Source organism: Nonomuraea recticatena (assembly GCF_039533245.1).
GTDB classification, from domain to species: domain Bacteria; phylum Actinomycetota; class Actinomycetes; order Streptosporangiales; family Streptosporangiaceae; genus Nonomuraea; species Nonomuraea roseola.
Map to the genome: position 1 here is coordinate 263,140 of NZ_BAAATE010000008.1, position 24,701 is coordinate 287,840.

The 24,701-nt window shown below is 69.7% G+C and carries 20 protein-coding genes and 1 pseudogene; 11 read left to right on the forward strand and 10 right to left on the reverse strand.

Annotation, left to right across the window (positions count from 1 at the left end):
- Window positions 1-119: 119 nt before the first annotated feature.
- The 4 genes from ABFX50_RS18625 (at window position 120) to ABFX50_RS18640 (ending at window position 2,850) form a co-directional block, all read left to right on the forward strand.
- Entirely contained in the window at window positions 120-800 is a 681-nt protein-coding gene (locus ABFX50_RS18625; protein ID WP_346147948.1) for a formylglycine-generating enzyme family protein, read from the forward strand.
- 169 nt (window positions 801-969) lie between these two features.
- Window positions 970-1,422: a nuclear transport factor 2 family protein gene (locus ABFX50_RS18630; protein WP_221241350.1), complete on the forward strand. Its 453-nt coding sequence runs from the start codon at window positions 970-972 to the stop codon at window positions 1,420-1,422.
- The gene (locus tag ABFX50_RS18635; RefSeq protein WP_346147951.1) at window positions 1,419-1,937 is read left to right on the forward strand and encodes a nuclear transport factor 2 family protein; all 519 of its coding nucleotides are present in this window, start codon (window positions 1,419-1,421) and stop codon (window positions 1,935-1,937) included. Before ABFX50_RS18630 ends, ABFX50_RS18635 begins: the two co-directional genes overlap by 4 nt.
- A 25-nt stretch (window positions 1,938-1,962) precedes the next feature.
- Window positions 1,963-2,850, forward strand: coding sequence for an alpha/beta hydrolase (locus ABFX50_RS18640; protein ID WP_346147953.1), 888 nt, complete (start codon window positions 1,963-1,965; stop codon window positions 2,848-2,850).
- 177 nt (window positions 2,851-3,027) lie between these two features.
- On the opposite strand, the gene ABFX50_RS18645 is transcribed toward ABFX50_RS18640, so the two are convergent.
- The 3 genes from ABFX50_RS18645 to ABFX50_RS18655 are packed head-to-tail and all read right to left on the reverse strand — an operon-like array spanning window position 3,028 to window position 6,235.
- Window positions 3,028-4,032, reverse strand: coding sequence for a sugar phosphate isomerase/epimerase family protein (locus ABFX50_RS18645; protein ID WP_346147955.1), 1,005 nt, complete (start codon window positions 4,030-4,032; stop codon window positions 3,028-3,030).
- A complete protein-coding gene (locus ABFX50_RS18650) occupies window positions 4,029-5,171 on the reverse strand; it encodes a Gfo/Idh/MocA family protein (RefSeq protein ID WP_346147957.1) in 1,143 nt (380 codons plus the stop codon). Before ABFX50_RS18650 ends, ABFX50_RS18645 begins: the two co-directional genes overlap by 4 nt.
- Complete coding sequence (locus ABFX50_RS18655; protein WP_346129417.1) at window positions 5,171-6,235, reverse strand: substrate-binding domain-containing protein; 1,065 nt, start codon at window positions 6,233-6,235, stop codon at window positions 5,171-5,173. Before ABFX50_RS18655 ends, ABFX50_RS18650 begins: the two co-directional genes overlap by 1 nt.
- Window positions 6,236-6,357: 122 nt before the next feature.
- On the opposite strand from ABFX50_RS18655, the pseudogene ABFX50_RS18660 reads away from it, so the two are divergent.
- Window positions 6,358-7,536 (forward strand): annotated as a pseudogene (locus ABFX50_RS18660) (RNA-guided endonuclease InsQ/TnpB family protein); the annotation flags it as partial.
- 44 nt (window positions 7,537-7,580) lie between these two features.
- Here ABFX50_RS18660 and ABFX50_RS18665 read toward each other — a convergent pair.
- From ABFX50_RS18665 to ABFX50_RS18680, 4 genes are all read right to left on the reverse strand, one after another.
- On the reverse strand, window positions 7,581-8,552 hold the full coding sequence (locus tag ABFX50_RS18665) for an ABC transporter permease (protein ID WP_183655978.1): 972 nt from the start codon (window positions 8,550-8,552) through the stop codon (window positions 7,581-7,583).
- The gene (locus ABFX50_RS18670) at window positions 8,552-10,036 is read right to left on the reverse strand and encodes a sugar ABC transporter ATP-binding protein (protein ID WP_346147962.1); all 1,485 of its coding nucleotides are present in this window, start codon (window positions 10,034-10,036) and stop codon (window positions 8,552-8,554) included. Before ABFX50_RS18670 ends, ABFX50_RS18665 begins: the two co-directional genes overlap by 1 nt.
- Window positions 10,030-11,187 carry an ROK family transcriptional regulator gene (locus ABFX50_RS18675; RefSeq protein WP_183655972.1) on the reverse strand — a complete coding sequence of 386 codons (1,158 nt, stop codon included), beginning with the start codon at window positions 11,185-11,187 and terminating at the stop codon, window positions 10,030-10,032. The genes ABFX50_RS18670 and ABFX50_RS18675 overlap by 7 nt, the downstream gene beginning before the upstream one ends.
- Before the next feature lie 165 nt (window positions 11,188-11,352).
- A complete protein-coding gene (locus tag ABFX50_RS18680; RefSeq protein WP_346147965.1) occupies window positions 11,353-12,225 on the reverse strand; it encodes an SDR family oxidoreductase in 873 nt (290 codons plus the stop codon).
- A gap of 182 nt (window positions 12,226-12,407) precedes the next feature.
- Here ABFX50_RS18680 and ABFX50_RS18685 point away from each other — a divergent pair, with 182 nt between their 5' ends.
- Entirely contained in the window at window positions 12,408-13,466 is a 1,059-nt protein-coding gene (locus ABFX50_RS18685) for an NAD(P)H-dependent amine dehydrogenase family protein (RefSeq protein WP_346147967.1), read from the forward strand.
- A gap of 16 nt (window positions 13,467-13,482) precedes the next feature.
- On the opposite strand, the gene ABFX50_RS18690 is transcribed toward ABFX50_RS18685, so the two are convergent.
- The 3 genes from ABFX50_RS18690 to ABFX50_RS18700 are packed head-to-tail and all read right to left on the reverse strand — an operon-like array spanning window position 13,483 to window position 15,614.
- Window positions 13,483-13,983 carry a flavin reductase family protein gene (locus ABFX50_RS18690; protein WP_346147969.1) on the reverse strand — a complete coding sequence of 167 codons (501 nt, stop codon included), beginning with the start codon at window positions 13,981-13,983 and terminating at the stop codon, window positions 13,483-13,485.
- Entirely contained in the window at window positions 13,980-14,492 is a 513-nt protein-coding gene (locus ABFX50_RS18695) for an NADPH-dependent FMN reductase (protein WP_346147971.1), read from the reverse strand. The genes ABFX50_RS18690 and ABFX50_RS18695 overlap by 4 nt, the downstream gene beginning before the upstream one ends.
- 57 nt (window positions 14,493-14,549) lie before the next feature.
- A complete protein-coding gene (locus tag ABFX50_RS18700) occupies window positions 14,550-15,614 on the reverse strand; it encodes an MBL fold metallo-hydrolase (RefSeq protein ID WP_346147973.1) in 1,065 nt (354 codons plus the stop codon).
- A gap of 70 nt (window positions 15,615-15,684) precedes the next feature.
- Here ABFX50_RS18700 and ABFX50_RS18705 point away from each other — a divergent pair, with 70 nt between their 5' ends.
- The 5 genes from ABFX50_RS18705 to ABFX50_RS18725 all read left to right on the forward strand — a co-directional run bounded on the left by ABFX50_RS18705 (window position 15,685) and on the right by ABFX50_RS18725 (window position 24,528).
- Complete coding sequence (locus ABFX50_RS18705; protein WP_346147975.1) at window positions 15,685-16,773, forward strand: sensor histidine kinase; 1,089 nt, start codon at window positions 15,685-15,687, stop codon at window positions 16,771-16,773.
- Complete coding sequence (locus ABFX50_RS18710) at window positions 16,770-17,375, forward strand: response regulator transcription factor (RefSeq protein WP_346147977.1); 606 nt, start codon at window positions 16,770-16,772, stop codon at window positions 17,373-17,375. The genes ABFX50_RS18705 and ABFX50_RS18710 overlap by 4 nt, the downstream gene beginning before the upstream one ends.
- Window positions 17,376-17,481: 106 nt before the next feature.
- Complete coding sequence (locus tag ABFX50_RS18715; RefSeq protein WP_346147979.1) at window positions 17,482-19,962, forward strand: glycoside hydrolase family 9 protein; 2,481 nt, start codon at window positions 17,482-17,484, stop codon at window positions 19,960-19,962.
- 63 nt (window positions 19,963-20,025) lie between these two features.
- Window positions 20,026-20,670, forward strand: coding sequence for a B3/B4 domain-containing protein (locus tag ABFX50_RS18720; protein ID WP_346147981.1), 645 nt, complete (start codon window positions 20,026-20,028; stop codon window positions 20,668-20,670).
- A gap of 204 nt (window positions 20,671-20,874) precedes the next feature.
- The gene (locus tag ABFX50_RS18725) at window positions 20,875-24,528 is read left to right on the forward strand and encodes a multifunctional oxoglutarate decarboxylase/oxoglutarate dehydrogenase thiamine pyrophosphate-binding subunit/dihydrolipoyllysine-residue succinyltransferase subunit (protein ID WP_346147983.1); all 3,654 of its coding nucleotides are present in this window, start codon (window positions 20,875-20,877) and stop codon (window positions 24,526-24,528) included.
- The last annotated feature ends 173 nt before the right edge of the window (window positions 24,529-24,701 follow it).

Below are 24,701 nucleotides of genomic sequence, written 5' to 3' on the forward strand. Positions count from 1 at the left end.
CGGTCATCCAGGCGAAGCCCGGCGGACGAGTTCGGACCGGCGCCGCGCCCCTGAACACAGCACCCGCATCAGGGCGCGCGACCGACCTCGCGGCCGCCCCGGACCGAGAGGCGCGCCACGTGCATCCACCGACCGACGACCCGGCGCTCCCCCAGATGGTCCACGTCCCCGGTGGAGCCGTGGATCTTCGGGACGACAGACGCGGCACCCGCTGGCGGGTCGAGATCGCGCCCTTCCTGCTCGGCAGGTATCCCGTGACGGCGAGCCTCCACCGCGCCGCGACAGGGGCGGACCCCGACCCCTCCGCGAGCGCCGGCTCCCCCGTGACGAACGTCAGCTGGCTCGACGCGATCGACGCGTGCAACCGGCTCTCGGTGCTGTCCGGGCTGGAGGAGGCCTACGCCGTCGACGCGCGCAGCGGGGAGGTGACCTGCGACTGGGCCTCCAACGGCTACCGCCTGCCGACCGAGGCGGAGTGGCAGTACGCCTGCAAGGCGGACACCACCGGCTACCGGTACGGGGAGATCGACGACATCGCCTGGTTCGCCGACAACTCGGATGGCCGCGTCCACGACGTCGGCGGCAAGGCGCCCAACCCGTGGGGGCTGTTCGACATGCTGGGCAACGTCTGGGAGTGGTGCTGGGACCTCTACGACGAGGAGGTCTACGGCTCCTACCGCATCTTCAGGGGTGGGAGCTGGGCCGAGCCCGCGCGGGGCTGCGGAGCCTCCGTGCGCCGCCGCAGTCACCCCACGTTCGCCATCGACGACCTCGGCTTCCGGCTCGCTCGAACCATGTGACCCGAAGCATGTCCTGGCGGTGAGCCCGGCGAGTTGGTTGAGCTCACGCGAGGTCTGCTCCATGCGCCGCCGTGCAGCTTCATGCACCATCGCTGCATGTTGTTCGCTTCATTACCGTCTGTCCCTCCGACATCCTTCAGTTCCGAAGGCACGATCGAAGGAGTTGTCCGTGGGGACCCTTGACGACCGGTTTGAGATCATCGACACGTGCACGCGGATGGCATGGCACGCCGACCAGCGTGAGTGGCAGAGCCTGGCCTCGGTCTTCGCCGAGAAGGTGACGCTCGACTACACCAGCCTCAACGGCGGCGAAGCCGTGACGCTCACTCCCGACCAGATCGTGGGTGCCTGGTCGCAGCTGCTCGGGGCCTTCGACGCCACGCAGCACCTGCTCGGCAACCACCTGGTCTCCTTCGGCGAGGGCACCGCGGTGTGCACCGCCTCCTTCCAGGCCACGCACCGGCTGGCCAACCCGTTCGGCTCGCCGCTGTGGACGCTGGGCGGCACCTACCGCTTCGACCTCGTCCGCACCCAGGACGGCTGGCGGATCTCCGGAGTGGTGATGACCGCGACCTGGGCCGAAGGGAACAGGGACCTCATGAACCTGGCCGGTTCGCAATGAGACGCCGAACGGCCCTTCTGCTGGGCGGCGCCGCCGTCCTGGTGATCGCGGGTGGCGTGTCCATGGCGGCCGTCGACCGGCAGGGACCCGCCGCGCAGACCCTGGCCACCACGACCGCGCCGACCCAGGCCACCACCGCGCAGCCCCAGGCCGCGACCACCGCTCAGCCCCAGGCCGCCACAACCGCGCAGGCGCCGGCCGACCTGGATCCCGCCGCCCGGCGCTACGTCGACGCGGTCGCCGCGGAGGACCTCGACGCCCTCGTCGCCTCCTTCACGCCGGACGCCCTCATCGTCGACGTCGGCCGGGAGATCCGCGGTCACGACGCCATCCGCCACTGGGCCGACACCGAGGTCATCGGCGGCCGCCTCACCGTGCTCGGCAACACGCCGAGACGGGGCGGCACCACCATGCTGGTCACCTTCGCCCCCGGCGGCACGGGCGGCTTCCGCGCCTCCTACAGCTTCGACATCTCCGGTGGCCTGATCACCAGGGCCACCCTCCAGTACGCCTGAATCGACCAGTCATCGAAGGACTGCAATGACACATCGTGAAAAGGTCACCTTCTCCGGCCAGGACGGGACGCTGACCGGCAACCTGTTCCTTCCCGGCGGTGCCGCTCCCGCGCCCGGCGTCGTCGTGGCAGGCACCTGGACCAGCGTCAAGGAACTCATGGCCGACCGCTACGCAGAAAGGCTCGCCGAGCGCGGCTACGCGGCGCTCTCGTTCGACTTCACCGGCTTCGGCGAGTCCGAGGGACAGCCGCGCGACGTCGAGTCGCCCGCCAGGAAGGTGCGCGACATCCACGACGCCCTGACCTTCCTCGAGGGCCATCCGGCCGTCGACGGCGGCCGTCTCGGCGCGCTCGGGATCTGCGCGGCGGCGATGTACATGTCGGCCAACGCCGCCGACGACCCCCGCGTGAAGTCGCTCGCGCTGGTGGCTCCGTGGCTGCACGACGCCGCCATCTGCGAGAGCGCGTACGGCGGCGCCGAGGCCGTCGCCCAGAAGATCAAGGCGGGAGAGGAGGCGCGCGCGGCGTTCGAGGCGACGGGCGAGGTCGACTACGTCCCCGTGGTCAGCACGACCGACCCTCGGGCGGCGATGCCGTACGACATCGACTTCTATCTCAACCCCGAGCGCGGCGGGATCCCGGCCTGGCCCAACAGGTTCGCGGTCATGGCCTGGCGGGACTGGCTGACCTACGACTCCATCGTCCTCGCCCCGCGCATCACCCAGCCCACGCTGATCGTCCACAGCGAGGACGCGGCCATCCCTGAGGGGGCGCGCCGCTTCCACGGGGGTCTGGCGGGCGCCAAGAGCATCCTCTGGACGCAGGGCACGCAGTTCGACTTCTACGACCAGGAACCCCAGGTGACGCTGGCGGCCGACACGACGGCCTCCCACTTCGCCGCCACCCTGCGCTGAGCCGCGGCACCCGCGCGGCCCCGAGCCATCCGCCGGCTCGGGGTCAGCTCCGGCGCCGCGCCCGGATCTCGCGGAGAAGGGCGATCTCCGCGCCGTGGTGGAGCCACTCGCGGATGATGTGCAGGACGAGCGGGGCCGCCTCTCCCGTTCAGGTCGAGGCGGCCGTGACCGCTTCGGCTACTCCGAGGAGAAGGCGGCGTCGAAGGCGGCGGTGGGCGGCGTGATGGCGTTCATCCTGCGGATGTAGTCGAGCGCCTCGGGAGCGCCGTCGAGCCTGTCCATGCCCGCGTCCTCCCACTCGATCGAGATGGGGCCCGTGTAGCCGATCGAGTTGAGCGCCCTGAAGCACTCCTCCCACGGCACGTCGCCGCGCCCCGTCGAGACGAAGTCCCAGCCGCGTCGCATGTCGGCCCACGCCAGGTGGGACGACAGACGGCCGCGGCGGCCGTCGCCGACGCGCACGCGGGTGTCCTTGCAGTCGACGTGGTAGATGCGGTCGGCGAAGTCGAGGATGAACCCGACGGGGTCGAGGTCCTGCCACACCATGTGCGAGGGGTCCCAGTTGAGGCCGAAGGCCGGACGGTGCCCGATCGCCTCCAGCGTCTTCTGGGTGGTCACGTAGTCGTAGGCGATCTCCGAGGGGTGGACCTCGTGCGCGAAGCGGACCCCCACCTCGTCGAAGACGTCGAGGATGGGGTTCCAGCGGTCGGCGAAGTCCTGGTAACCGGCCTCGATCATCGACGCGGGAACCGGCGGGAACATCGCCACCGTGTGCCAGATGGACGATCCCGTGAACCCGACGACGGTGTCGACGCCCAGCAGGGCGGCGGCACGGGCGGTGTTCTTCAGCTCCTCGGCCGCCGCCTGCCGTACCGACTCGGGGTCGCCCGAGCCCCAGATGCGCGCGGGCAGGATCGCCTGGTGCCTGGCGTCGATGGGGTGGTCGCAGACGGCCTGGCCGACGAGGTGGTTGGAGATGGCCCACACCTTGAGGCCGTGCTTGTCCAGCTGCGCCCTCTTGCCCTGGACGTAGGAGGGGTCGGAGACCGCCTGCTCGACGTCGAAGTGGTCGCCCCAGCAGGCGATCTCGAGGCCGTCGTAGCCCCATTCGGCCGCCAGCCTGCACACCTCGTCGAAGGGCAGGTCGGCCCACTGCCCGGTGAACAGCGTGATGGGTCTCATGCGATCTCCTTGTAACTGCCGGAGGCGGCGCTCTCCTCGACGGCCGCCAGCACCCGCTGCACCCTGAGGCCGTCGGCGAACGAGGGCGAAGGGTCGCTCCCCGTTCCGACGGCCTCCAGGAAGTCCTTGATCTCGTGCGTGAAGGTGTGCTCGTACCCGAGGCCGTGCCCCGGCGGCCACCACGCGCCCACGTAGGGGTGGTCGGGCTCGGTGACGAGCACCCGCCGAAAGCCCGAGCCGCCCGACGACACCCACAGCTCGTTCATGGCCTCGAAGTCGAAGGCCAGGCTGCCGAGCGAGCCGTTGATCTCCAGGCGCAGCGCGTTCTTGCGCCCGGTGGCGAACCTGGTGGCCTCGAAGGAGGCCAGCGCCCCCGCCGACATCCGCCCGATGAACAGCGCCGCGTCGTCGACGGTGACCGTCCCCTTCTCCGAGGTACGGCTGCCGCCGAGCCCCGAGGAGGCCGACGCCAGCGGCCGTTCCTTGACGAAGGTCTCGGTCAGCGCCGAGACGCCCACGATCGTCTGCCCCGTGACGAACTGAGCGGTGTCGATGATGTGCGCCCCGATGTCGCCGAGCGCCCCCGAGCCCGCCTTGTCCTTCTGCAGCCGCCACACTAGGGGGAAGTCGGGATCGACGATCCAGTCCTGCAGGTACTGCGCCCTGACGTGCCTGATCTGCCCGAGCTCGCCTGCCGCCACCATGCGCTGCGCCAGCGCGACGGCGGGCACGCGCCGGTAGTTGAAGGCGACCATCGACCTGCCCTGCGAGGCGGCTGCCGCCGCGACCATCGCCTCGGCCTCGGCCACGGTGTTGGCCAGCGGCTTCTCGCAGATGACGTGCTTGCCCGCCTGGAGCGCCGCGATCGCGATCTCGGCGTGGGAGTCGCCCGGCGTGCAGATGTCCACGATCTGCACGTCGTCGCGGTTGACCAGCTCCTTCCAGTCGGTCTCGACCGCGGCCCACCCCATCCTGGCCGCCGCGTCGGTGGCGGCCGAGCGCGACCTGCCGGACAGCGCCGCCATCACTGGCGTCACCGGCAGGTCGAAGAAGGCCGCCACGTTGCGCCAGGCCTGAGAGTGGACGCGTCCCATGAACGCGTAGCCCACCAGGCCGACGCCGATGGTCGTCTGTGTCATCAGGATTCGAACCCCAGAGGTAGATAGGTCTGCACGTTCTCCTTCGTGATGGTCTCCGAAGCGAGCGTGATCGACTGCGGAACCTGGTTCTCCACGAGGTCGCTCATGCCCTTTCCCTGGGCGATCAACCGTGCCAGCTTGATGGCCGAGGAGGCCATCGTCGGGCTGTAGGTGACGGTCGCCTCCAGCACCGAGCCGCCCGACTGGATCTCACGCATGGCGTTGGCCGAGCCCGCGCCGCCGACCATGAAGAACTCCTTGCGGCCCGCCTCGTTGATCGCGGCGAGCACGCCCACGCCCTGGTCGTCGTCGTGGTTCCACATGGCGTCGATCTTCTTGTGCGCCTGCAGCAGGTTGGCCGCGACCTTGTTGCCCGTCTCGACGGTGAACTGCGCGTCCTGCTTGGCCGTGACGCTGAAGCCGTAGGTCTTGAGCGCGTCGGCGAAGCCCTTGCTGCGGTCCTGGGTCAGCGGCAGCGTCGCGATGCCCTGGATCTCGACGATCACCGGGTTGGCCACGCCCTTGTCCTTGAGCTTCTTGCCGACGTAGTGGCCCGCGGCCACGCCCATGCCGTAGTTGTCGCCGCCGATCCAGGTCCTGTAGGCGAGCTTGTCGGGGAAGACCCTGTCGAGGTTGACCACGGGGATGCCCGCGGCGGTGGCCTGCAGCGCGATCTGGTTCAGCTGCTGGCCGTCGTTGGGCAGGATGACCAGGGCGTTCACCTTCGCCGCGATCAGCGACTCGACGGCCGAGATCTGCGCGTTGATGTCGTTGGTCGGCTCGACGGGCTTGAACTCCACGTCGGAGTACTGCTTCGCGGCGGCCTCGGCGTTCTTGGCGATGGCCGCGATCCAGCCGTGGTCGGCGGCGGGCGCGGAGAAGCCGATGACGACCTTCTCGCCCGGCTGGTCGTTGCCGCTGGCGGCAGGGGCGGGCGCGGGGGCCGAACCCTGCGCGGAAGGCTCGGCTGCGGGCTGGTTGCTGGTGCAGGCGGCGGTGGCCAGCAGGACGGCTCCGCCCACTCCGCCGGCAAGGAACCCTCTGCGCGCGACGTTCTCGGTCATTGAATCTCCTCAACCGTGGAGACCCCCGCCTTCCGGCGTGGGGAGGATACGCGGCACGATGCCGCACAAGGGAATCGAACGAAGACATGAACACTGTGTGAGCACTCGATAGTGTTTGAGTCATGGCAATGAGCGTGAAGCGGGCCTACAAGTACCGCTTTCGGCCTACCCCGGAGCAGGCGACCGAGCTCGCCCGGACATTCGGGTGCGTCCGCCTGGTCTACAACAAAGCGTTGGAGGAGCGGTCCCGCGCTTACGCCGAGGGCCACCGAGTTTCCTATGGGGAGTCCTCCGCCGCGCTCACCCGCTGGAAGCGAACCAAGGAGACGGAGTTCCTGAACGAGGTCTCCTCGGTCCCGTTGCAGCAGGCGCTTCGCCATCTGCAGGCGGCGTTCGCGAATTTCTTCGCCAAACGGGCGATGTACCCGACCTTCAAGTCCCGCAAGAAGTCGAGAGCGTCGGCGGAATACACCCGCTCCGCCTTCCGATGGAAGGACGGGCGGCTCATCCTGGCGAAGATGACGACGCCGCTCGAGATTGTGTGGTCGCGACCCCTGCCCGAGGGTGCGAGACCGTCGACCGTAACGGTGAGCAGAGACGCGGCGGGCCGCTGGTTCGTCTCGCTCCAAGTGGAGGAGGAGATCGCTCCTCTGCCGCCGGTGCAGTCCACGATCGGCGTGGACGTGGGCCTCATTGCCCTGGCGACCCTCTCCACCGGAGAGAAGATCGCCAACCCCCGCCACGAGCGGACCGATCGTCGCAAGCTGGCCAAGGCACAGCGGGCGCTCGCCCGTAAAGCCAAGGGCAGCAGTAACCGGGACAAAGCCCGACTTCGCGTGGCTAGGGTCTACGCACGCATTTCTGACCGTAGGCGCGATCACCTGCACCAGCTCACCACTCGTCTCGTCCGTGAGAACCAAACGGTCGTGATCGAGGACCTCGTCGTCCACAACATGGCGAAGAACCACTCGCTGGCGCGGGCCATCTCCGACGCGGCCTGGCGGGAACTCCGCTCGATGCTGGAGTACAAGACGGCCTGGTACGGCAGGAAACTGGTCGTGATCGACCGCTGGCACCCGTCCTCGAAACTGTGCTCGGCGTGCGGTGCGCTCGAGCCGTCCATGTCGTTGAACGTCCGCACCTGGCAGTGCGTCTGCGGCATTCGTCATGACAGGGACATCAACGCCGCGAAGAACATTCTCGCCGCCGGGCTGGTGGAGAGATGAAACGCCTGTGGAGCCGGTGTGAGACCCCGAGGGCGCAAGCCTGGTGGGCAACTGGCCGTGAAGCAGGAACCCCGGCTTGTGAGGGCCGGATCTCCTCGGCTTCGTCCGTGGAGAGGCGGTCAAGTGGCTCTCTCCTTGAGATTCCGCCGCTGGAGAAGGACGGCGACGACGATGATCAGGCCCTTGGCGACCAGCTGGTCGCTGGTGTTGAGCCCGTTGAGGATGAACAGGTTGGTGATCAGCGTGAAGATGAGCAGGCCGAGGATGGAGCCGATGATCGTGCCCCTTCCCCCGGTGAGCAGGGTGCCGCCGATGATGACCGCGGCGATCGCGTCCAGCTCGTAGAGGTCTCCATGGGTGGAGGAGCCCGTGGTGGTCCTCGCCATGATCAGGATGGCGGCGACCCCGCAGCAGAAGCCGGACAGGGCGTACAGCAGCATCGTGTGCCTGCGCACGTCGATCCCCGCGAGCCTCGCGGCCTCCGGGTTGCCGCCGACCGCGTAGGTGCGGCGGCCGAAGGTCGTGCGGTTGAGCACGATCCAGCCGACCGCGACGACCAGCGCGAAGATGTAGACCAGCAGCGGGATGCCGAGCACCCTGGTGGTCGACAGGGCGACGATCGCCTCGTTGCCCTGCTGGATGAGCTGGGTCTTGCGGTCCGACATCCGTTGCGCGAGGCCGCGCGCGGCGACCAGCATGGCGAGCGTGGCGATGAACGGCACCATCCGCCCGTAGGCGATCAGCAGGCCGTTGACCAGGCCGGCGCCGGTGCCGACGAGGATCGCGCAGACCGCCATGATGAAGGGGCCGAACGCCTGGGTGGCGAGCGTGGTCGCCCACACCGAGGCCAGCGCCATGATCGCGCCGACGGACAGGTCGATGCCACCACCGATGATCACGAAGGTCATGCCGACCGTGATCACGCCGATGGTGGCGGCCAGCGACAGGATGCTGACCAGGTTCGAGGCGGTGGCGAAGTTCTCAGGTACGGTCACCAGCCCGACGACGGCCAGCAGCACCAGAGCGATCACCAGCCCGAGATGCCTGGCCTCGCCGAAGCGCCGCCCTGTCAGCGAAAGGACCCCGTTCATCAGGCCGCACTACCTTCCATGATCATGTCCAGGACGGCGTGCTCGTCCAGGTCTGTGGCGGCGCCCTCGTGGATGACGCGGCCCTCGCGGATCACCAGCACCCTGTCGGCCAGGCCGAGCACCTCGGGCACCTCGCTGGAGACCAGCAGCACCCCGATCCCGTCGTCGGCCAGCTTCCTGATGACCGCGTAGAGCTCGGCCCTCGCGCCGACGTCCACCCCTCGGGTGGGTTCGTCGAGCAGGAGCAGCTTGCGCCCGTTCAGCAGCCAGCGGGCCAGCACCGCCTTCTGCTGGTTGCCGCCCGAGAGGGTCTTGATCGGCCGCTGCGGGTCGGGCGGCCTGATGTCGAGGGTCTCGACGAGCTGCCTGGCCTCGACGTCCTCGCGGGCCCTGTCGAGCCAGCCGTACCTGGCGTAGCGGCTGAGGCTGCCCAGCGTGATGTTGGCCGTCACGCTCTGGTCCAGCAGGAGCGCCTGGGCCTTGCGCTCCTCGGGAGCCAGGCCCATGCCGTGCCGTACCGCCTTGGTGGTGGATCTGGACACGGACGCGCCTTCCAGCAGGACCTGGCCTGAGGCGCGGCGCGCGCCGTACACCGCTTCGAGGATCTCGGACCTGCCCGAGCCGACCAGACCTGCCAGCCCGACGATCTCCCCCGCCCGCACCGCGAAGGAGATGTCGGTGAAGACGCCGGGGGCGGTGAGGTTCTCCACGCGCAGGACCTCCGCCCCGGGCGCGACGCCCGAGCGGGGAGGGAAGACGTACTCCACGTTGCGGCCGGTCATGAGCGAGACGACCTGCGAGGTGGGGGTGTCGCGGGCGGGCAGGCCGACCGCGACCGTCCTGCCGTCCTTGAGGACGGTGACCCTGTCGCCGATCTCCCTGATCTCCTCGAGGCGGTGGGAGATGTAGACGACGGCCACGTCCTGGGAGGTGAGCTCCCTGATGATGCGGAACAGGTTGGCCACCTCGTCGTGGGCCAGCGCCGCGGACGGCTCGTCCATGACGATCACGCGGGCCTCGTGGGAGAGGGCCCTGGCCATCGAGACCACCTGCTTGGCGGCCGGTGAGAGCCTGCCGACCTCGGTGGACGGCTTGATCTCCCCGTGCCCGAGCCTGGTGAGGATCTCGGTGGCGGTGCTCTTCAACGCCCTGCGGCGGGTGAAGCCGAGGCGGGTGGGCTCGTGCCCGAGCAGGATGTTCTCGGCCACGCTGAGCCCGTCGACGAGGTCGAGCTCCTGGTACATGGTGGCCACGCCGAGCCTGATGGCGTCGACGGGGCTGCTCGGCCTGATGGCCTCGCCGTTGAGTTCGATGGTCCCCTCGTCGGGCTGGTGGACGCCGGCGAGCACCTTGATGAGCGTGGACTTGCCCGCGCCGTTCTGGCCGAGCAGGCAGTGCACCTCGCCCGCGCGCACGTCGAGGTCCACCCCGTCCAACGCCCGTACGCCGGGGAACTGCTTGACGATGCCACTCATGATCAGCATGTGACGATCCGATTGATGTTGTCGGGAGCGAGGTAGTGCTCGATGGCCAGCGTCCCCGCACCCAGCGCGGCGGCGTTGACCCCTGTACGGCTGGGCACGATGACCAGGTCGTGGGTGGCCAGCGGGAGCGAGCGCCGGTAGACGGTCTCGCGGACGCCCGCCAGGAGGTGCTCGTGCACCCTGGCCAGCACCCCGCCGATCACGATGACCTCGGGGTTGAAGAAGTTGACCAGCCCGGCGAGCACCTCGCCGATGAGCCGGCCCGCCTCCCTGACCAGGCGGAGCGCCTGGGTGTTGCCGTTCTGGACGAGGGTGACCACGTCGGAGCCGGTCTCGGCGGAGAAGCCCAGGTCGGTGAGCCTGCGCGCGAGGGCCTCTCCTCCGGCCACCGCCTCCAGGCACGCGGTGTTGCCGCAGTGGCAGAAGGCCTGGTCGTGGCCGCTCACCCTGATGTGCCCGATGTCGCCCGCCGAGCCCTGCGCGCCCCTGTGCAGCGCGCCCCCGGCGACGATCCCGCAGCCGATGCCGGTGCCCACCTTGACGAACAGCAGGTGCGCCACCTCGGGGAAGGCGTTCCTGTGCTCGCCCAGCGCCATCACGTTGACGTCGTTGTCGACCAGGATCATGGTGGTGAAGCGGTCGGGGATGGGGTAGCCGTTCCAGCCCGGCATGATCGGCGGATTGTTCGGCCTGCCGGTGGCGAACTCCACGGGCCCCGGCACGCCGAGCCCCATCGCCCTCAGCGCGGTCGGCGGACGGCCCGCGTCTTCGAGCAGCGCGTGGATGCGCCGTTCCACGTGGTCGAGGACGGTTTCGGGCCCCTCGGAGATGCGCATCGGGTCCTCGGCCGCTGCCAGGAGGCGCCCCGTGAGGTCCATGAGCGCGATCCTGCAGTGGGTCGCGCCCAGGTCGACGCCCGCCACCGCGTGGTCCTCGGCGTGCAGGCGCAGCTGCCGCGCCGGTCGGCCGCCCGTGGAGTCGCCGCCCTGGGTCTCCTCGACGAGCCCGCGCTCGATGAGCGCGTCGACCCGCTGGGAGATCGTGGACCTGGCCAGGCCAGTGATCCTCGCGAGGTCGGACCGTGTGGTGGCCGACCCGCTGCCGATCAGCGTCAGAACATCGCCCGGCGAGCCGGGGACGTCACCCGTCATGCCGCGACCATAAGAGCGTACTTATGCCGAAATCAAGAGATCATCGTCACGTAATTGGACTGATACGTGAGCCCCTTCGGACGATCATCGAACAAAGTGCGGTCTTGACCGGCACAACGAGCACGCCGGAGGCCGCCCACGCGGAGGCGGCCTCGCGGGGCTCCGTCAGAGCATGGCCTTCATCGAGTCGGCGGCCGACAGCACGTAGGGCTGCTCGGCCATGATCGAGTCCCAGTTGGCGGCGATCGTCTCGGGTGACAGGTCGTCGGTCTTCCAGCCGGGGCCCTCGGCCACGAACACCCTCGCCACCTTCCCGCCGCCGACGCTGAACACCTCGCCCGTGACCTCGCACGACTCGTGCGTCAGGAAGGCCACCAGCGCGCTGACGCGCTCGGCGGTGAACTTCGCCTCGAACTCGGCGGGAAGCAGCGCCTCGGTCATGCGCGTCCAGGCGATGGGCGCGATGGCGTTGGCCTTGATCCCGCTGCGCGCGCCCTCGATGGCCAGGGTCTTGGTCAGCCCGACCAGGCCCATCTTGGCCGTGGAGTAGTTCGCCTGGCCGAAGTTGCCGAACAGGCCGGCGGGTGAGGAGGTGTTGACGATCCTGCCGTAGCCCTGCTCCTTGAGATAGGGGTAGGCGGCCTGGCTGACCAGGTAGGACCCGCGTACGTGCACCGCGAGCACCGTGTCGAACTCCTCGACCGTCATCTTCCCGAACGACTTGTCGCGCAGGATGCCCGCGTTGTTGACGACGATGTCGACCTTGCCGAACGCGTCGACGGCGGAGCGCACGATGGCCTTGGCGCCCTCGGGGGTGGCGACGTTGTCGGTGTTCGCGACCGCCTGGCCGCCGTTCTTGGTGATCAGCTCGACGACCTCGGCCGCGGGGCCCGTCGACGCGCCCGTGCCGTCCAGCGCCCCGCCGAGGTCGTTGACCAGGACGTGGGCGCCGCGCTCGGCCAGGAGAAGCGCGTGCGAGCGACCGAGACCGTGCCCGGCGCCCGTGATGATGGCGACCTTGCCGTCGAACCGGAGCATGCGAACCCTCCACGCTAGGAGAACAACATTCTAGTAAGGGCACAATATCCCGATGATGCTGTTGCGGACAGTGATCAGTCGGACGGATTTCTGCTAGAGTTCTTGACCCCGCTAGGGCGGCGGTCAACGACGACACCCCTCCCTGTAACGGCCCCGCCCACCATCCGGGCTGGAGGCTCTGCATGCCCACACAGCCGCCCCTCCGCGTGGTCCAGTGGGCCACTGGCGCCGTCGGCCGCTACGCGTTGCGCAGCGTGCTGAGTAGAGCGGAGTTCGAGCTCGCGGGCGTCCTGGTCTACGACCCCGACAAGGTGGGCATGGACGCGGGCGAGCTGGTCGGCATGCCGCCCGCGGGCGTCTGCTGCACCGACGACGTCGAGCGGATCATGGCGCTCGACGCCGACTGCGTGCTGCACATGCCGCTGCCCGCCTCCTACTTCGGGCGCGACCAGACCTCCGACGTCGAGACGATCTGCGCGCTGCTCGCCTCGGGCAAGAACGTGATCACCACGACGGGCTTCGTCTACCCGCGCTCCTACGGCCCCGGCGTCGTCGAGCGGCTCGAACAGGCCTGCAAGAAGGGTGGCAGCTCCCTCCACGGCACCGGCATCAACCCCGGCTTCATGAGCGACTTCCTGCCCCTGGCGCTGACCGGGCTGTCGAGCAGGGTCGACCACATCTACGTGCGCGAGTCGTCCGACTTCCGCGGCCATCCCTCCAGGCAGATCGTGGTCGACCTGGTCGGCTTCACCCGCTCGGCCAAGGACTACACCGCGGCGATCAGGCCGTACAGAGCCTTCCAGCGTTCGCTCTTCGCCGAGAGCGTGCAGCTGGTGGCCGACGCCCTCGACGTGCGTCTCGACGAGGTGGAGGAGAGCGACGAGTTCGAACTGGCGACGGAGGAGTTCGAGATCTCGGCCGGGCTGGTGCGCGAGGGCACGGTCTGCGCCTCGCGCTGGGTCTTCTCAGGACTGGTGCGCGGACGCCCCTTCATGACCGTCGAGTGCGTCTACAAGGCCGACTCCACCAGGGTGCGACGCTGGCCCGATCCCGGCTTCGCCATCCACATCGAGGGCGTGCCGCAGATGACCGTGACCGTGGACGAGGTCTCGCACGGGCTGGCCGCGGCGGCCGCCCGCGTGGTCAACAACGTCCCCGCGCTGTGCGCGGCCCCTCCCGGCATCCGTACCATGCTCGACCTGCCCGTCGCCACCGGCCGTCACACCGTCACCCGCCACTGATCCCGGCGCCGCGTCCTCACGGATGGGGCTGGAAACGGCCGTAGCGGCCGTGGTGGTAGAGCAGAGGGGCCGCGCGGGTGGTGGAGGCGGAGGTCACCAGGCCGACCACGAGGATGTGGTCGCCGATCGCCATCGTGGAGTGCGGCGCGCAGATCAGGTGGGCGGCGACGTCCTCCAGCAGCGGCGTCCCCGAGGGCCCTGGACGCCAGCGGGTGGGCTCGGCGAAGCGGTCGACGTCCTTGCGGGCGAAGCGCCCCGCCACGTCGTGCTGGTCGCCTGCCAGCACGTTGACGGCGAACGTGCCGGCCAGCCGCAGCCGCGGCCAGGTGGCCGACGACTGGGCGACGTAGAAGGACACCAGCGGAGGGGCGAGGCTGACCGAGGAGAACGAGGTCGCGGTGAGCCCCACGGGAACGCCCCGCGAGTTGGCGGTGACGACCACGACGCCCGCCGCGTGTCTGGCCAGCGCGCTGCGGAAGCGCTCGCCGTCCACTCCTGTCTCGTCCGTGATCGTCATCGCAGGGCCTCCTCGCCCAGAGGGATCTGCGGGACGACGAGGTCGGCCCACGCCGACAGGGCCGGCCCGCCGGGAAGGTCGGACTCCAGCAGCGCGAGCCCCGGGGTCGGCACGGACGCGCCGAGTTCCAGCAGAAGCGGCCTGAAGTGGACCTCCACGGCGAGGGCGTGCCTGGGGTCGCCCATGACCAGCACGGGCAGCGCCGTCCTGCCCGCGAGCGCCCCGGGCGGGAGCCTGTCGAGGAAGGCCTTGAGCAGGCCGGTGTAGGTGGCCTTGTAGGTGGGGCTGGCGATGACCGCCAGGTGGGCCCCTCGCACCAGCTCCAGCGCCACTTCCAGGCCCGCGTGGGCTCTCGTGTCGAGGAGGACGGACCCGAGGGCGGACAGGTCGACGACGTCTGTCTGACAGTCCTGGCCGAGTCTCGCGGCGACGGCCTCGGTGGCCGCCACCGCCGCTGCGAGAGTTCTGGATCCGGTTCTCGGGTTTCCGACGACGGTGACGATGTTCATCGCTCTCCTCTCGTCGCCGACGCTACGCAGGCCCCCCATTAAAGTCAACTTTTCCTACTAGTTTTGCATGGAATGCCAGAGATCCGCCTCTCCGGGGGTCCTGCGCACCCGCCCCTTGGCCTCCAGCCAGGCCAGGTGGGCGAGGGTCTCATTGTTGGCCGCGCGCCGCATGAACGGCTGGATCGACTCCCACGGCCGTGACCAGGTGAGCCTGGTGGCGATGTCCCAGCAGGTGATGCCGTCGTGCGCGCCGATCACCTCGGCGATCTCCTCGAGCCTGTCCTCGTGGTGGCCGATCACGTAGTCGACGCGCTCGGCCAGCTCCTTGAAGCGGTACTCGTGCGCGGGCAGCACCTCGTCCACCTCGAACTTGCGCACCGCGACCAGCGCCTCGAGATAGTCGGCCAGCGGGTTGGGCGTGGACTGCGGGTGCACGGCCACCATCGGAGTGATCTTGGCGAGCACGTGGTCGCCAGAGAACAGCACCCTGCGCGACTCCGAGAGGAAGCACAGGTGCCCTGGCGAGTGCCCCGGCGTCCACACCGCGCGCAGGTCCCAGCCCCGCAGGTCCAGGCGGTCGCCGTCCTCGACCAGGCGGTCGGGCCTGGCCATGGTCACCATGTGCCTGATCATCATCGACGCGCCCGCCAGGGTGTCGAGCACGGTCTGCGGCACGCCCGACCTGACAAGGAGCGCCTTCTCCTGCTCCACCAGCGTCTCGACGTAGTCGTCGTCGTACCGGTCGCGCAGCAGGCGGGCGTCGGCGGGATGGAGGGCGATCCACGCGCCCGAGACCTCCCTGACCCGCCCCGCGAGGCCGTAGTGGTCGGGGTGGATGTGGGTGACCAGCACGGCCCTGACGTCGGTGATCGAGTAACCCGCGACGGCCAGCCCCGCCACGAGCGCGTCGTAGGCCTCGTCGGTGTTCCATCCCGCGTCGACGATCGCCACCCCGTCAGGCAGTTCGAGGGCGTAGACGAGGACGTAACGCAGGGGGTTGATCGGAATGGGCACCGGGATGGACCACAGGCCCGGCCTGACCTTCTCGACCTCGGGGAGCGTTCCACCGAGCCAGGCGGCCCGCTGGGCCTCGTTCGCCGCCGTCACCACAAACTTCGACATTTCGCCATTGTTCCAGAACCATATTCTGTCGGCCTCACCGGCCGGAGCGCGCCCGCCTAGAATTGCGCGCGTGCTGCGCTGGGCCAGGCTCGCGACCCTGGCGACCCTGGGCATGACCGTGCTGACGAGCCTCGTCATGCCCGGCGTCGGCCTGCTGCGCGAGCCCGATCCCCTGCTGGTCGTCCTGGGCGCGCTCGGCATCGTCCTGTTCGCCGCCGCCCTGGCGGGCGTGCTGCACGCCGCGGTCACCCCTTCGGTGGACCCCGGTGTCCGGCGCCGCGTCTTCACGGCCGCGACCGTGGCCTCGATCCCGCTGGCGGGGCCGCTGGCCGTACCCGACTGGCAGACCTGGGCGTGGATCGGCGGCTCGGTCTTCGCGACCGCGCCGATGCTGACCACACGGCGGTGGCCCGCGCTCGCCGTCATGGCGGCGGCCACCGCCGCCTCCGCGGGCGTCGCGCTGTGGGCGGGCGACCAGGTCCGCCCGTATGTCGCGATCACGGTCATCCTCGGGCTGTCCACGCTCACGATCAGCGGCCTGCAGGTCTGGCTGTGGAACCTGCTGATCGAGGCGCAGGAGGGCCGCGCCGCCCAGGCCGGGCTGGCGGCGGTGGAGGAGCGGCTGCGCTTCGCGCGTGACGTGCACGACGTCCTGGGCCACGATCTCTCGGTGATCGCGCTCAAGGCCGAGCTGGCCGAACGGCTGGTCTTCCTCGCGCCGGACAAGGCCGCGCAGGAGGCCGCCGACCTGCGCCGCGTGGCCGCCGACGCGCTCACGAACCTGCGCGCGGCCGTCCACGGCTATCGCGAGGTCGACCTGGCCGCCCAGCTCACCGCCGTCGCGCAGGTGCTGCGCTCCTCGGGCGTGCGCTGCACGGTCACGGGCCCCGACCGCGAGCTGCCGCGCGAGGTCGCCGTCCAGCTCGCCACGGTGCTGCGGGAGGCCACCACCAACATCCTCAGGCACAGTACGGCCGGCTGGTGCGAGATCGCGATCAGCGGCACCAGGATGACCGTGACCAACGACGGCGCGGGGCAGGCCGCCCCCGACCGCCACAGCTCGGGCCTGCACGGCCTGCGTGAACGCCTGGCCGAGGTCGGCGGCGCGCTGCGCACCTCGGTCGAGGGCGACGTGTTCCACCTGGAGGTGACGCTGTGATCAAGGTGCTGCTCGCCGACGACGAGGAGCTCATCAGGACGGCACTGGCCGCGCTGCTCGGCCTGGAGCCCGACCTCCAGGTCGTCGCCCAGGCCGCCGACGGCAGAGCGGCCGTCGACACCGCGCTGGCCCACAGGCCGGACGTGGCCGTGGTCGACCTGGAGATGCCCGCCCTCGACGGGCTGGAGGTCAGCGCCGCGCTGGCCGCCGCGCTCCCTTCCTGCAAGGTGGTCATCCTCACCGGGTACGGCAAGCCGCCGCTGCTCAAGCGGGCCCTCGACGCGGGGGCGAAGGGCTTCCTGCCCAAGGGCTCCCCCGGCGGCGCGCTGGCCGAGGTGATCAGGCGTGTCCACGCGGGTGGGCGCTACGTCGACCCCGCGCTGGCCGCCGACGCGCTGACCGCGCCCGAGTGCCCGCTGACGCCGCGCGAGCTCGAGGTGCTGCGGCTGGCCGAGTCCGACACGCCGGTGGCGGTGATCGCCCGCCGTACCCACCTGTCGGGCGGGACCGTCCGCAACTACCTGGCTGCCGCGGTCGCCAAGCTCGGCGTCTCGAGCAGGGGCGAGGCGTTCAGGCTGGCCCGCGAGCACGGCTGGCTGTAGGAAAAACCTCCCGGCGAGGGCGCGTGAAAGTTTCATGGCCCGTTGACGGCCCGGTGAGCGGGCGACAGGCTGGGAGCGCTCCCACAAGTCCCTCCCGAGGAATGCGATGATGCGACATTGGGCTGCGGCCTTATCCCTGCTCACCGCGGTCGCGCTCGGTCCCGCCACGGCGCACGCCGACGAGGGCCCCGAGCAGATCGTCAACGGCACCTTCGAGACCGGCACCGCCCCGTGGTGGAGCACGGCCAACACCAGCATCGCGGTGTCCGAAGGGCGGCTGTGCGCCGACATCCCCGGCGGTACCGCCAACCCCTGGGATGTGATCATCGGCCTCGACGGCGTGCCGCTCGTCGCGGGCGAGACCTACGCCTACAGGTACTCCGCCTCAGCCGGACCCGCCAGGGTCGCGAGGGCGCTGATCCAACTCCCCGTCGACCCCTGGACGCAGTACCTGTCGGCCTCCCCCGAGCTCGGACCCGAGCCAGGGGCCCACCACCACGTCTTCACCGCGCCCGTGAGCCTGCCGAACGCCCAGGTGGCCTTCCAGCTCGGGGGAAGCGCCGACCCATGGAGGTTCTGCTTGGACGACGTGTCACTCAAGGGCGGCGCCGACCCCGACGTCCACCAGCCCGACACAGGGCCCAGGGTTCGCGTCAACATGGTCGGATACCTCACCAAGGGCCCGAAGAACGCCACCGTGGTCACCGACCTGACCACGCCCTTCGCCTGGCAGCTCAGGAACGCAGGGGGCGACACGGTGGCCGAGGGCTCCAGCAGGCCGCGCGGCCTCGACGCCAGCTCGGGCCAGAACGTCCACTCCATCGACTTCGGCTCCTACGCCAGGCCCGGCCAGGGCTACACCCTGACCGCCGACGGCGAGACCAGCCGCCCCTTCGACATCGGCGACGACCTCTACGACGAGCTCCGCGTGGACGCGCTGAAGTTCTACTACACCCAGCGCAGCGGCATCGAGATCCGCGACGACCTGCGGCCCGGCTACGGCAGACCGGCGGGCCACCTGGACGTCGCCCCCAACAAGGGCGACACCGAGGTCCCCTACGGCGACGCCTACACCCTCGACGTGCGCGGCGGCTGGTACGACGCCGGCGACCACGGCAAGTACGTCGTCAACGGCGGCATCTCGGTCCACCAGCTCATGTCGGCCTACGAACGGGACAAGACCGCCTTCGCCGACGGCCGGCTCACCATCCCGGAGAGCGGGAACGGGGTGCCCGACATCCTCGACGAGGCCAGGTGGGAGCTGGAGTTCCTGCTGTCCATGCAGGTGCCCGACGGCAGGCAGCAGGCGGGGATGGCGCATCACAAGATCCACGACGTCGCCTGGACCGGCCTGCCCCTGCTGCCCCATCTCGACCCGCAGCAGCGCACCCTGCACCCGCCGTCCACGGCTGCCACGCTCAACCTGGCCGCCACCGCCGCGCAGGCCGCACGGATCTTCGCCCCCTACGACGCGGCCTTCGCCGCCCGGGCCATGACCGCCGCGCGCAAGGCGTGGGCGGCGGCCGTGGCCAACCCCTCCGTCCTGGCCGATCCCGCCGACAACGTCGGCGGCGGACCGTACGACGACAAGGACGTCTCGGACGAGTTCTACTGGGCCGCCGCCGAGCTGTTCATCACGACGGGAGACAAGCCGTTCGCCGACTTCGTCATGGCCTCGCCGCATCACAGGGGCGATGTCTGGCTCGAGCGCGGCTTCGACTGGGGCCACACCGCCCAGCTCGGCCGCCTGCAGCTCGCGGCGGTGCCGAACGCGCTGCCCGACCGCGCCAGGGTGCGCGCGTCGGTGCTCAAGGGGGCCGACACCTACCTCGCCACGCTCAGGTCGCACCCGTACGGCGTGCCGTACGGGCCGCCCGACTACGACTGGGGCTCCAACAATCTGATCCTCAACAACATGGTCGTCATGGCCGTCGCCCACGACCTCAGCGGAAAGGAGAAGTACAGAGCGGGTGTGCGCGAGGGCATGGACTACGTCCTCGGCCGCAACGCGCTCAACCAGTCGTACGTCACCGGCTACGGCGAGGTCGCCGCCAAGAACCAGCACAGCCGCTGGTACGCCCGCCAGCTCGACGCCTCGCTGCCGAACCCGCCCAGGGGGACGCTGGCCGGTGGCCCCAACTCCGCCATCCAGGACCCCGTCGCCCAGCGGCTGCTGAAGGGGTGCGCGCCGCAGTTCTGTTACATCGACGACATCGAGTCGTGGTCGACCAACGAGCTGACCATCAACTGGAACTCCCCGCTGGCCTGGATCGCCTCGTTCCTCGCCGACAGGGGGAAGCGGGCCTCGTGCACGGTGTCGTACGCCGCGCACGGGCCCGCAGGGCAGATCAGGCTGACCAACACGGGGAAGAAGACCATCGAGGGCTGGAGCCTGCGCTGGTGGTTCCCCGACGGCCGGCGCGTGGCACGTGACTGGGGAGCGGAGCTCTCGCAGTCAGGTCCCGTGGTGACGGCCCGCGGCCCGGCCGTCAGACCGGGCGGGTCGGTGGTCTTCGGGTTCCTGAGCGACAGGGCGAAGGGCGCCTCCCCCGAGGTGTTCCTGCTCGACGGCGCCCGTTGCGCCTGAGGCCATGAAGCGGCGCGGGCCCTGCCTCCTCCAGGGCCCGCGCGTTGGTCCTACGCTGGTCACATGCTTGACGACATCACCGTTGACCCTGCGGTCACCGCGCTGCGGCCCGACTTCGCCGTCCTCGCCATCACCGCGCACGGGCTGCGCAACGGCCCCACCGACGACAGGTCACGCGGCTGGCTGGCCGAGGCGAGGCCGGTGCCGAACGACCACGAGAAGCTCGAGTCGTGGAGGGAGGCCTACCGGGCGTTCGGCGCGAAGCCGTCGCGCACCAGGCCCTCGGTGGACGCGCTCTCGCGCAGGCTGCCGCTTCCCGAGATCAACCAGGTCGTCGACGGCTACAACGCCATCAGCGTGAAGCACGTGCTGCCCATCGGCGGCGAGGACCTCACCCGCTACCAGGGCCCCGCGCGCCTGGTGCGGGCTGTGGGCGACGAGCCGTCGGAGGAGGCGCTCGGCGTGCCCGAGCCCGGCGAGGTCGTCTGGCGCGACGACCTCGGCGTCACCTGCCGCAGGTGGAACTGGCGTCAGGTGGCGCGCACCAGGATCACGGAGGAGACCACGGACGCGCTGTTCCTCCTGGAGCGCCTCGAGCCGTTCTCGCTCGACGAGCTCAAGGTGGCCGGCGAGGAGCTGGCCGAACTGCTGTCGGAGATCACTCCTGGAGTGCGCATCGCGACGAGACTCATCGTTAGCGGGACGTAAAACCCCCGCCGAAGTGTTGATACCGAATGGTAACAATGACTGCACCCCCAGGATTGACTAGGGAGGCGTGACCACTTTGGACAGTCCTGAGAGGATCAGACGGAGTGGCCTCGCCTCAAGGGCGCACGTTGCCGGTCTGGGCGAGTAGCCTTGGACAGGTTCTCTATCATCAACGCCGATCTGCGGAAGAGGGCGATTTCCGCCGTGTCGTCTGAGTCGTCGCGGACAAACCCGCTGGCAAGCTTCGGTCAGAACGAATGGCTTGTCGACGAGCTGTACCAGAAATACCTCCAGGATCCCGAGTCTGTGGACAAGGCCTGGTGGAACTTCTTCGCTGACTACAACCCTGACTATGGACCGGGCCGAACCCCGGCCAGGGAGGCGGCGAACGGCACAGCGACCGCGCCCGCCCCCACCGCTCCGAAGGCCGCCGTGACTACCACCGCAACCGAGAAGCCCACCGAGAAGCCCAAGGTCTCCACCCCCGTGCCCGCAGGCGCCGAAGAGGTCAAGCTGCGCGGCGCCGCAGCGCGCACGGCGGCCAACATGGATTCCTCGCTCACCGTGCCCACCGCCACCAGCGTCAGGGCCATCCCCGCCAAGCTGCTCATCGACAACCGCATCGTGATCAACAATCACCTCGCGCGCGGTCGTGGCGGCAAGGTCTCCTTCACGCACCTGATCGGCTACGCGATCGTCAAGGCGCTGAAGGCCATGCCGGAGATGAACTACTCCTACACCGAGGTCGAGGGCAAGCCGACGCTGGTCAAGCCCGAGCACATCGGCTTCGGCCTGGCGATCGACGTGCAGAAGAGCAGCGGCGAGCGCCAGCTGCTCGTGCCCTCCATCAAGGCCGCCGAAGGCATGGACTTCCGGCAGTTCTGGATGGCCTACGAGGACATCGTCCGCAAGGCCCGCTCCGGCAAGCTCGGGGTCGACGACTTCTCCGGCACCACGATCTCGCTGACCAACCCGGGCACGATCGGCACGGTCCACTCCGTGCCGCGTCTCATGCCGGGGCAGGGCACGATTATCGGCGTCGGCGCGATGGAGTACCCGGCCGAGTACCAGGGCGCCTCGCCCGACACGCTCTCGCGCCTGGCCGTCTCCAAGGTCATGACGCTCACCAGCACCTACGACCACCGGATCATCCAGGGCGCCCAGTCGGGCGACTTCCTGCGCACGATCCACCGGCTGCTGCTGGGCGAGGACGGCTTCTACGACGAGATCTTCGAGGCGCTGAGGATCCCCTACGAGCCGGTTCGCTGGACGCAGGACGTCTCGGCCTCCCACGACGACGACGTGGCCAAGTCCGCTCGCGTGATCGAGCTGATCCACGCCTACCGCGTCCGTGGCCACCTCATGGCCGAGACCGACCCGCTGGAGTACAAGCAGCGCAAGCACCCCGACCTCGACATCCAGTCGCACGGCCTCACGCTGTGGGACCTGGAGCGCGAGTTCGCCACCGGCGGCTTCGGCGGCCGCCCCCTGATGAAGCTGCGCGAGATCCTGGGCGTGCTGCGCGACTCCTACTGCCGCACGGTCGGCATCGAGTACATGCACATCCAGAACCCCGAGGAGCGGGCCTGGATTCAGGAGCGGGTGGAGAAGGCGCACGCCAAGCCCGACCGCGAGGAGCAGTTGCACGTCCTCGCGCGCCTCAACACGGCGGAGGCGTTCGAGACCTTCCTGCAGACGAAGTTCGTCGGCCAGAAGAGGTTCTCCCTGGAGGGCGGCGAGTCCCTCATCCCGCTGCTCGACTCGGTCATCAGCGAGGCGGCAGGCGAGGGCCTCGACGAGGTCGTCATCGGCATGGCCCACCGCGGCAGGCTCAACGTGCTGGCCAACATCGTGGGCAAGTCCTACGGCCAGATCTTCGGCGAGTTCGAGGGCAACATCGACCCGCGCACGGCGCACGGCTCCGGTGACGTGAAGTACCACCTGGGCGCCACCGGCACCTTCACCGCGCCGACGGGCAAGACCATCGTCTCCTCCGTGGTCGCCAACCCCTCGCACCTCGAGGCGGTCGACCCGGTCCTCGAAGGCGTCGTGCGCGCCAAGCAGGACCTTCTGGAGCGCGGCGAGGAGGGCTTCTCGGTCCTGCCCGTGCTCGTCCACGGCGACGCGGCCTTCGCGGGCCAGGGCGTGGTGGCCGAGACGCTCAACCTGTCGCAGCTGCGCGGCTACCGCACCGGCGGAACCGTGCACATCGTGGTCAACAACCAGGTCGGCTTCACCACCTCGCCCGCCTCCTCCAGGAGCTCGGTCTACGCGACCGACGTGGCGCGGATGATCCAGGCGCCGATCTTCCACGTCAACGGCGACGACCCCGAGGCCGTCGTCCGCGTCGGCAGGCTGGCCTACGAGTACCGCCAGACCTTCCGCAAGGACGTCGTCATCGACATGGTCTGCTACCGCCGTCGCGGCCACAACGAGGGCGACAACCCGGCCTACACGCAGCCGCTGATGTACGACATCATCGACGCCAAGCGTTCGACCAGGAAGCTCTACACCGAGGCCCTGATCGGCCGCGGCGACATCACGGTCGAGGAGGCCGAGTCGGCGCTGCGCGACTACCAGGCCAAGCTGGAGCAGGCCTTCACCGAGGTCCGCGAGGCGGCCAAGCGCCCCGCCGACTCCGGCGAGCTGCAGGTGCCCGCCACCGAGGTGGTCAAGTGGTCGCACGCCGACACGCCGACGGCGATCACCGACGAGACGCTCAAGCGCGTCGTCGACACCCAGCTCAACCTGCCCGACGGCTTCACCGCGCACCCGCGGCTGGCGCCGATCATCCAGCGCCGCGGCCAGATGGTCGAGCAGGACGCCATCGACTGGGGCATGGGCGAGACCATCGCCTTCGGCTCGCTGCTGATCGACGGTCACCCTGTCCGCCTCGTCGGTCAGGACTCCCGCCGAGGCACCTTCGTCCAGCGCCACGCGGTGCTGGTCGACAGGCTCACCGGTGAGGACCACACCCCGCTCAAGGCCTTCAACCAGGGCACCACGAAGTTCTACGTCTACGACTCGCTGCTGAGCGAGTACGCGGCGCTGGGCTTCGAGTACGGCTACAGCGTGGTCAGGCCCGACGCGCTGGTGGCGTGGGAGGCCCAGTTCGGCGACTTCGTCAACGGCGCACAGACGATCATCGACGAGTTCATCTCGTCCGGTGAGCAGAAGTGGGGCCAGAAGTCCGGCGTCGTGCTGCTGCTGCCGCACGGCTACGAGGGGCAGGGCCCCGACCACTCCTCGGCCCGTATCGAGCGCTTCCTGCAGGTCTGCGCGCTCGACAACATGACCGTCGTCCAGCCGACGACCCCTGCCAACTACTTCCACCTGCTGCGCTGGCAGGTTCAGTCGGGCAGGCACAAGCCGCTGGTGGTCTTCACGCCGAAGTCGCTGCTTCGGCACAAGAAGGCCACGTCGAAGGCGGCCGAGTTCACCTCGGGCACCTTCCAGCCGGTCATCGGCGACACCACGGTCGACCCCGGCAAGGTCACCAAGGTCGTGCTGTGCTCGGGCAAGGTCTACTACGACCTGGTCGCGGCCCGCGAGAAGTCTCCGGCGGCGGAGAACACCGCGGTCATCCGTCTCGAGCGGCTCTACCCGTTCCCCGAGGACGAGCTCAACGCCGAGCTCGCCCGCTACGGCTCCACGGCGGAGCTGGTCTGGGCGCAGGACGAGCCGGTCAACATGGGCCCGTGGCCGTACCTCACGCTGAAGCTGGCGGAGAACCCCGACATGTTCGGCGGCCGCCGCCTGCGCAGGGTCTCCCGCACACCCAACAGCTCTCCCGCGACCGGCTCGCACGCCGCTCACGACAGGGAGCTGGAGGAGATCCAGCACGCGCTGTTCGGCTGACACAGCCACGAACGCCCCGGTCCTCTGCGGGCCGGGGCGTTCGGCGTTCTCTGCCCTCATCGGGCTCGACCGGCCGTCCGGTGATCTCCACCGGAGGGGGGCGGGCGTAGGCTCGACAGCGGACGCCTGACACGAGCGCCGGTCGGCTCGGCGGCGCTCCCAGGGGCCGCGGA

What these genes read in the sequence shown, in the direction of transcription:
- ABFX50_RS18650 (WP_346147957.1), bottom strand. Translation starts at nt 5,171, where the DNA reads ATGACACAGACGACCATCGGCGTCGGCCTGGTGGGCTACGCGTTCATG.
- ABFX50_RS18695 (WP_346147971.1), bottom strand. Translation starts at nt 14,492, where the DNA reads ATGAACATCGTCACCGTCGTCGGAAACCCGAGAACCGGATCCAGAACT.
- ABFX50_RS18715 (WP_346147979.1), top strand. Translation starts at nt 17,482, where the DNA reads ATGATGCGACATTGGGCTGCGGCCTTATCCCTGCTCACCGCGGTCGCG.
- ABFX50_RS18640 (WP_346147953.1), top strand. Translation starts at nt 1,963, where the DNA reads ATGACACATCGTGAAAAGGTCACCTTCTCCGGCCAGGACGGGACGCTG.
- ABFX50_RS18655 (WP_346129417.1), bottom strand. Translation starts at nt 6,235, where the DNA reads ATGACCGAGAACGTCGCGCGCAGAGGGTTCCTTGCCGGCGGAGTGGGC.
- ABFX50_RS18645 (WP_346147955.1), bottom strand. Translation starts at nt 4,032, where the DNA reads ATGAGACCCATCACGCTGTTCACCGGGCAGTGGGCCGACCTGCCCTTC.
- ABFX50_RS18685 (WP_346147967.1), top strand. Translation starts at nt 12,408, where the DNA reads ATGCCCACACAGCCGCCCCTCCGCGTGGTCCAGTGGGCCACTGGCGCC.
- ABFX50_RS18670 (WP_346147962.1), bottom strand. Translation starts at nt 10,036, where the DNA reads ATGCTGATCATGAGTGGCATCGTCAAGCAGTTCCCCGGCGTACGGGCG.
- ABFX50_RS18700 (WP_346147973.1), bottom strand. Translation starts at nt 15,614, where the DNA reads ATGTCGAAGTTTGTGGTGACGGCGGCGAACGAGGCCCAGCGGGCCGCC.
- ABFX50_RS18665 (WP_183655978.1), bottom strand. Translation starts at nt 8,552, where the DNA reads ATGAACGGGGTCCTTTCGCTGACAGGGCGGCGCTTCGGCGAGGCCAGG.
- ABFX50_RS18720 (WP_346147981.1), top strand. Translation starts at nt 20,026, where the DNA reads ATGCTTGACGACATCACCGTTGACCCTGCGGTCACCGCGCTGCGGCCC.
- ABFX50_RS18690 (WP_346147969.1), bottom strand. Translation starts at nt 13,983, where the DNA reads ATGACGATCACGGACGAGACAGGAGTGGACGGCGAGCGCTTCCGCAGC.
- ABFX50_RS18675 (WP_183655972.1), bottom strand. Translation starts at nt 11,187, where the DNA reads ATGACGGGTGACGTCCCCGGCTCGCCGGGCGATGTTCTGACGCTGATC.
- ABFX50_RS18680 (WP_346147965.1), bottom strand. Translation starts at nt 12,225, where the DNA reads ATGCTCCGGTTCGACGGCAAGGTCGCCATCATCACGGGCGCCGGGCAC.
- ABFX50_RS18635 (WP_346147951.1), top strand. Translation starts at nt 1,419, where the DNA reads ATGAGACGCCGAACGGCCCTTCTGCTGGGCGGCGCCGCCGTCCTGGTG.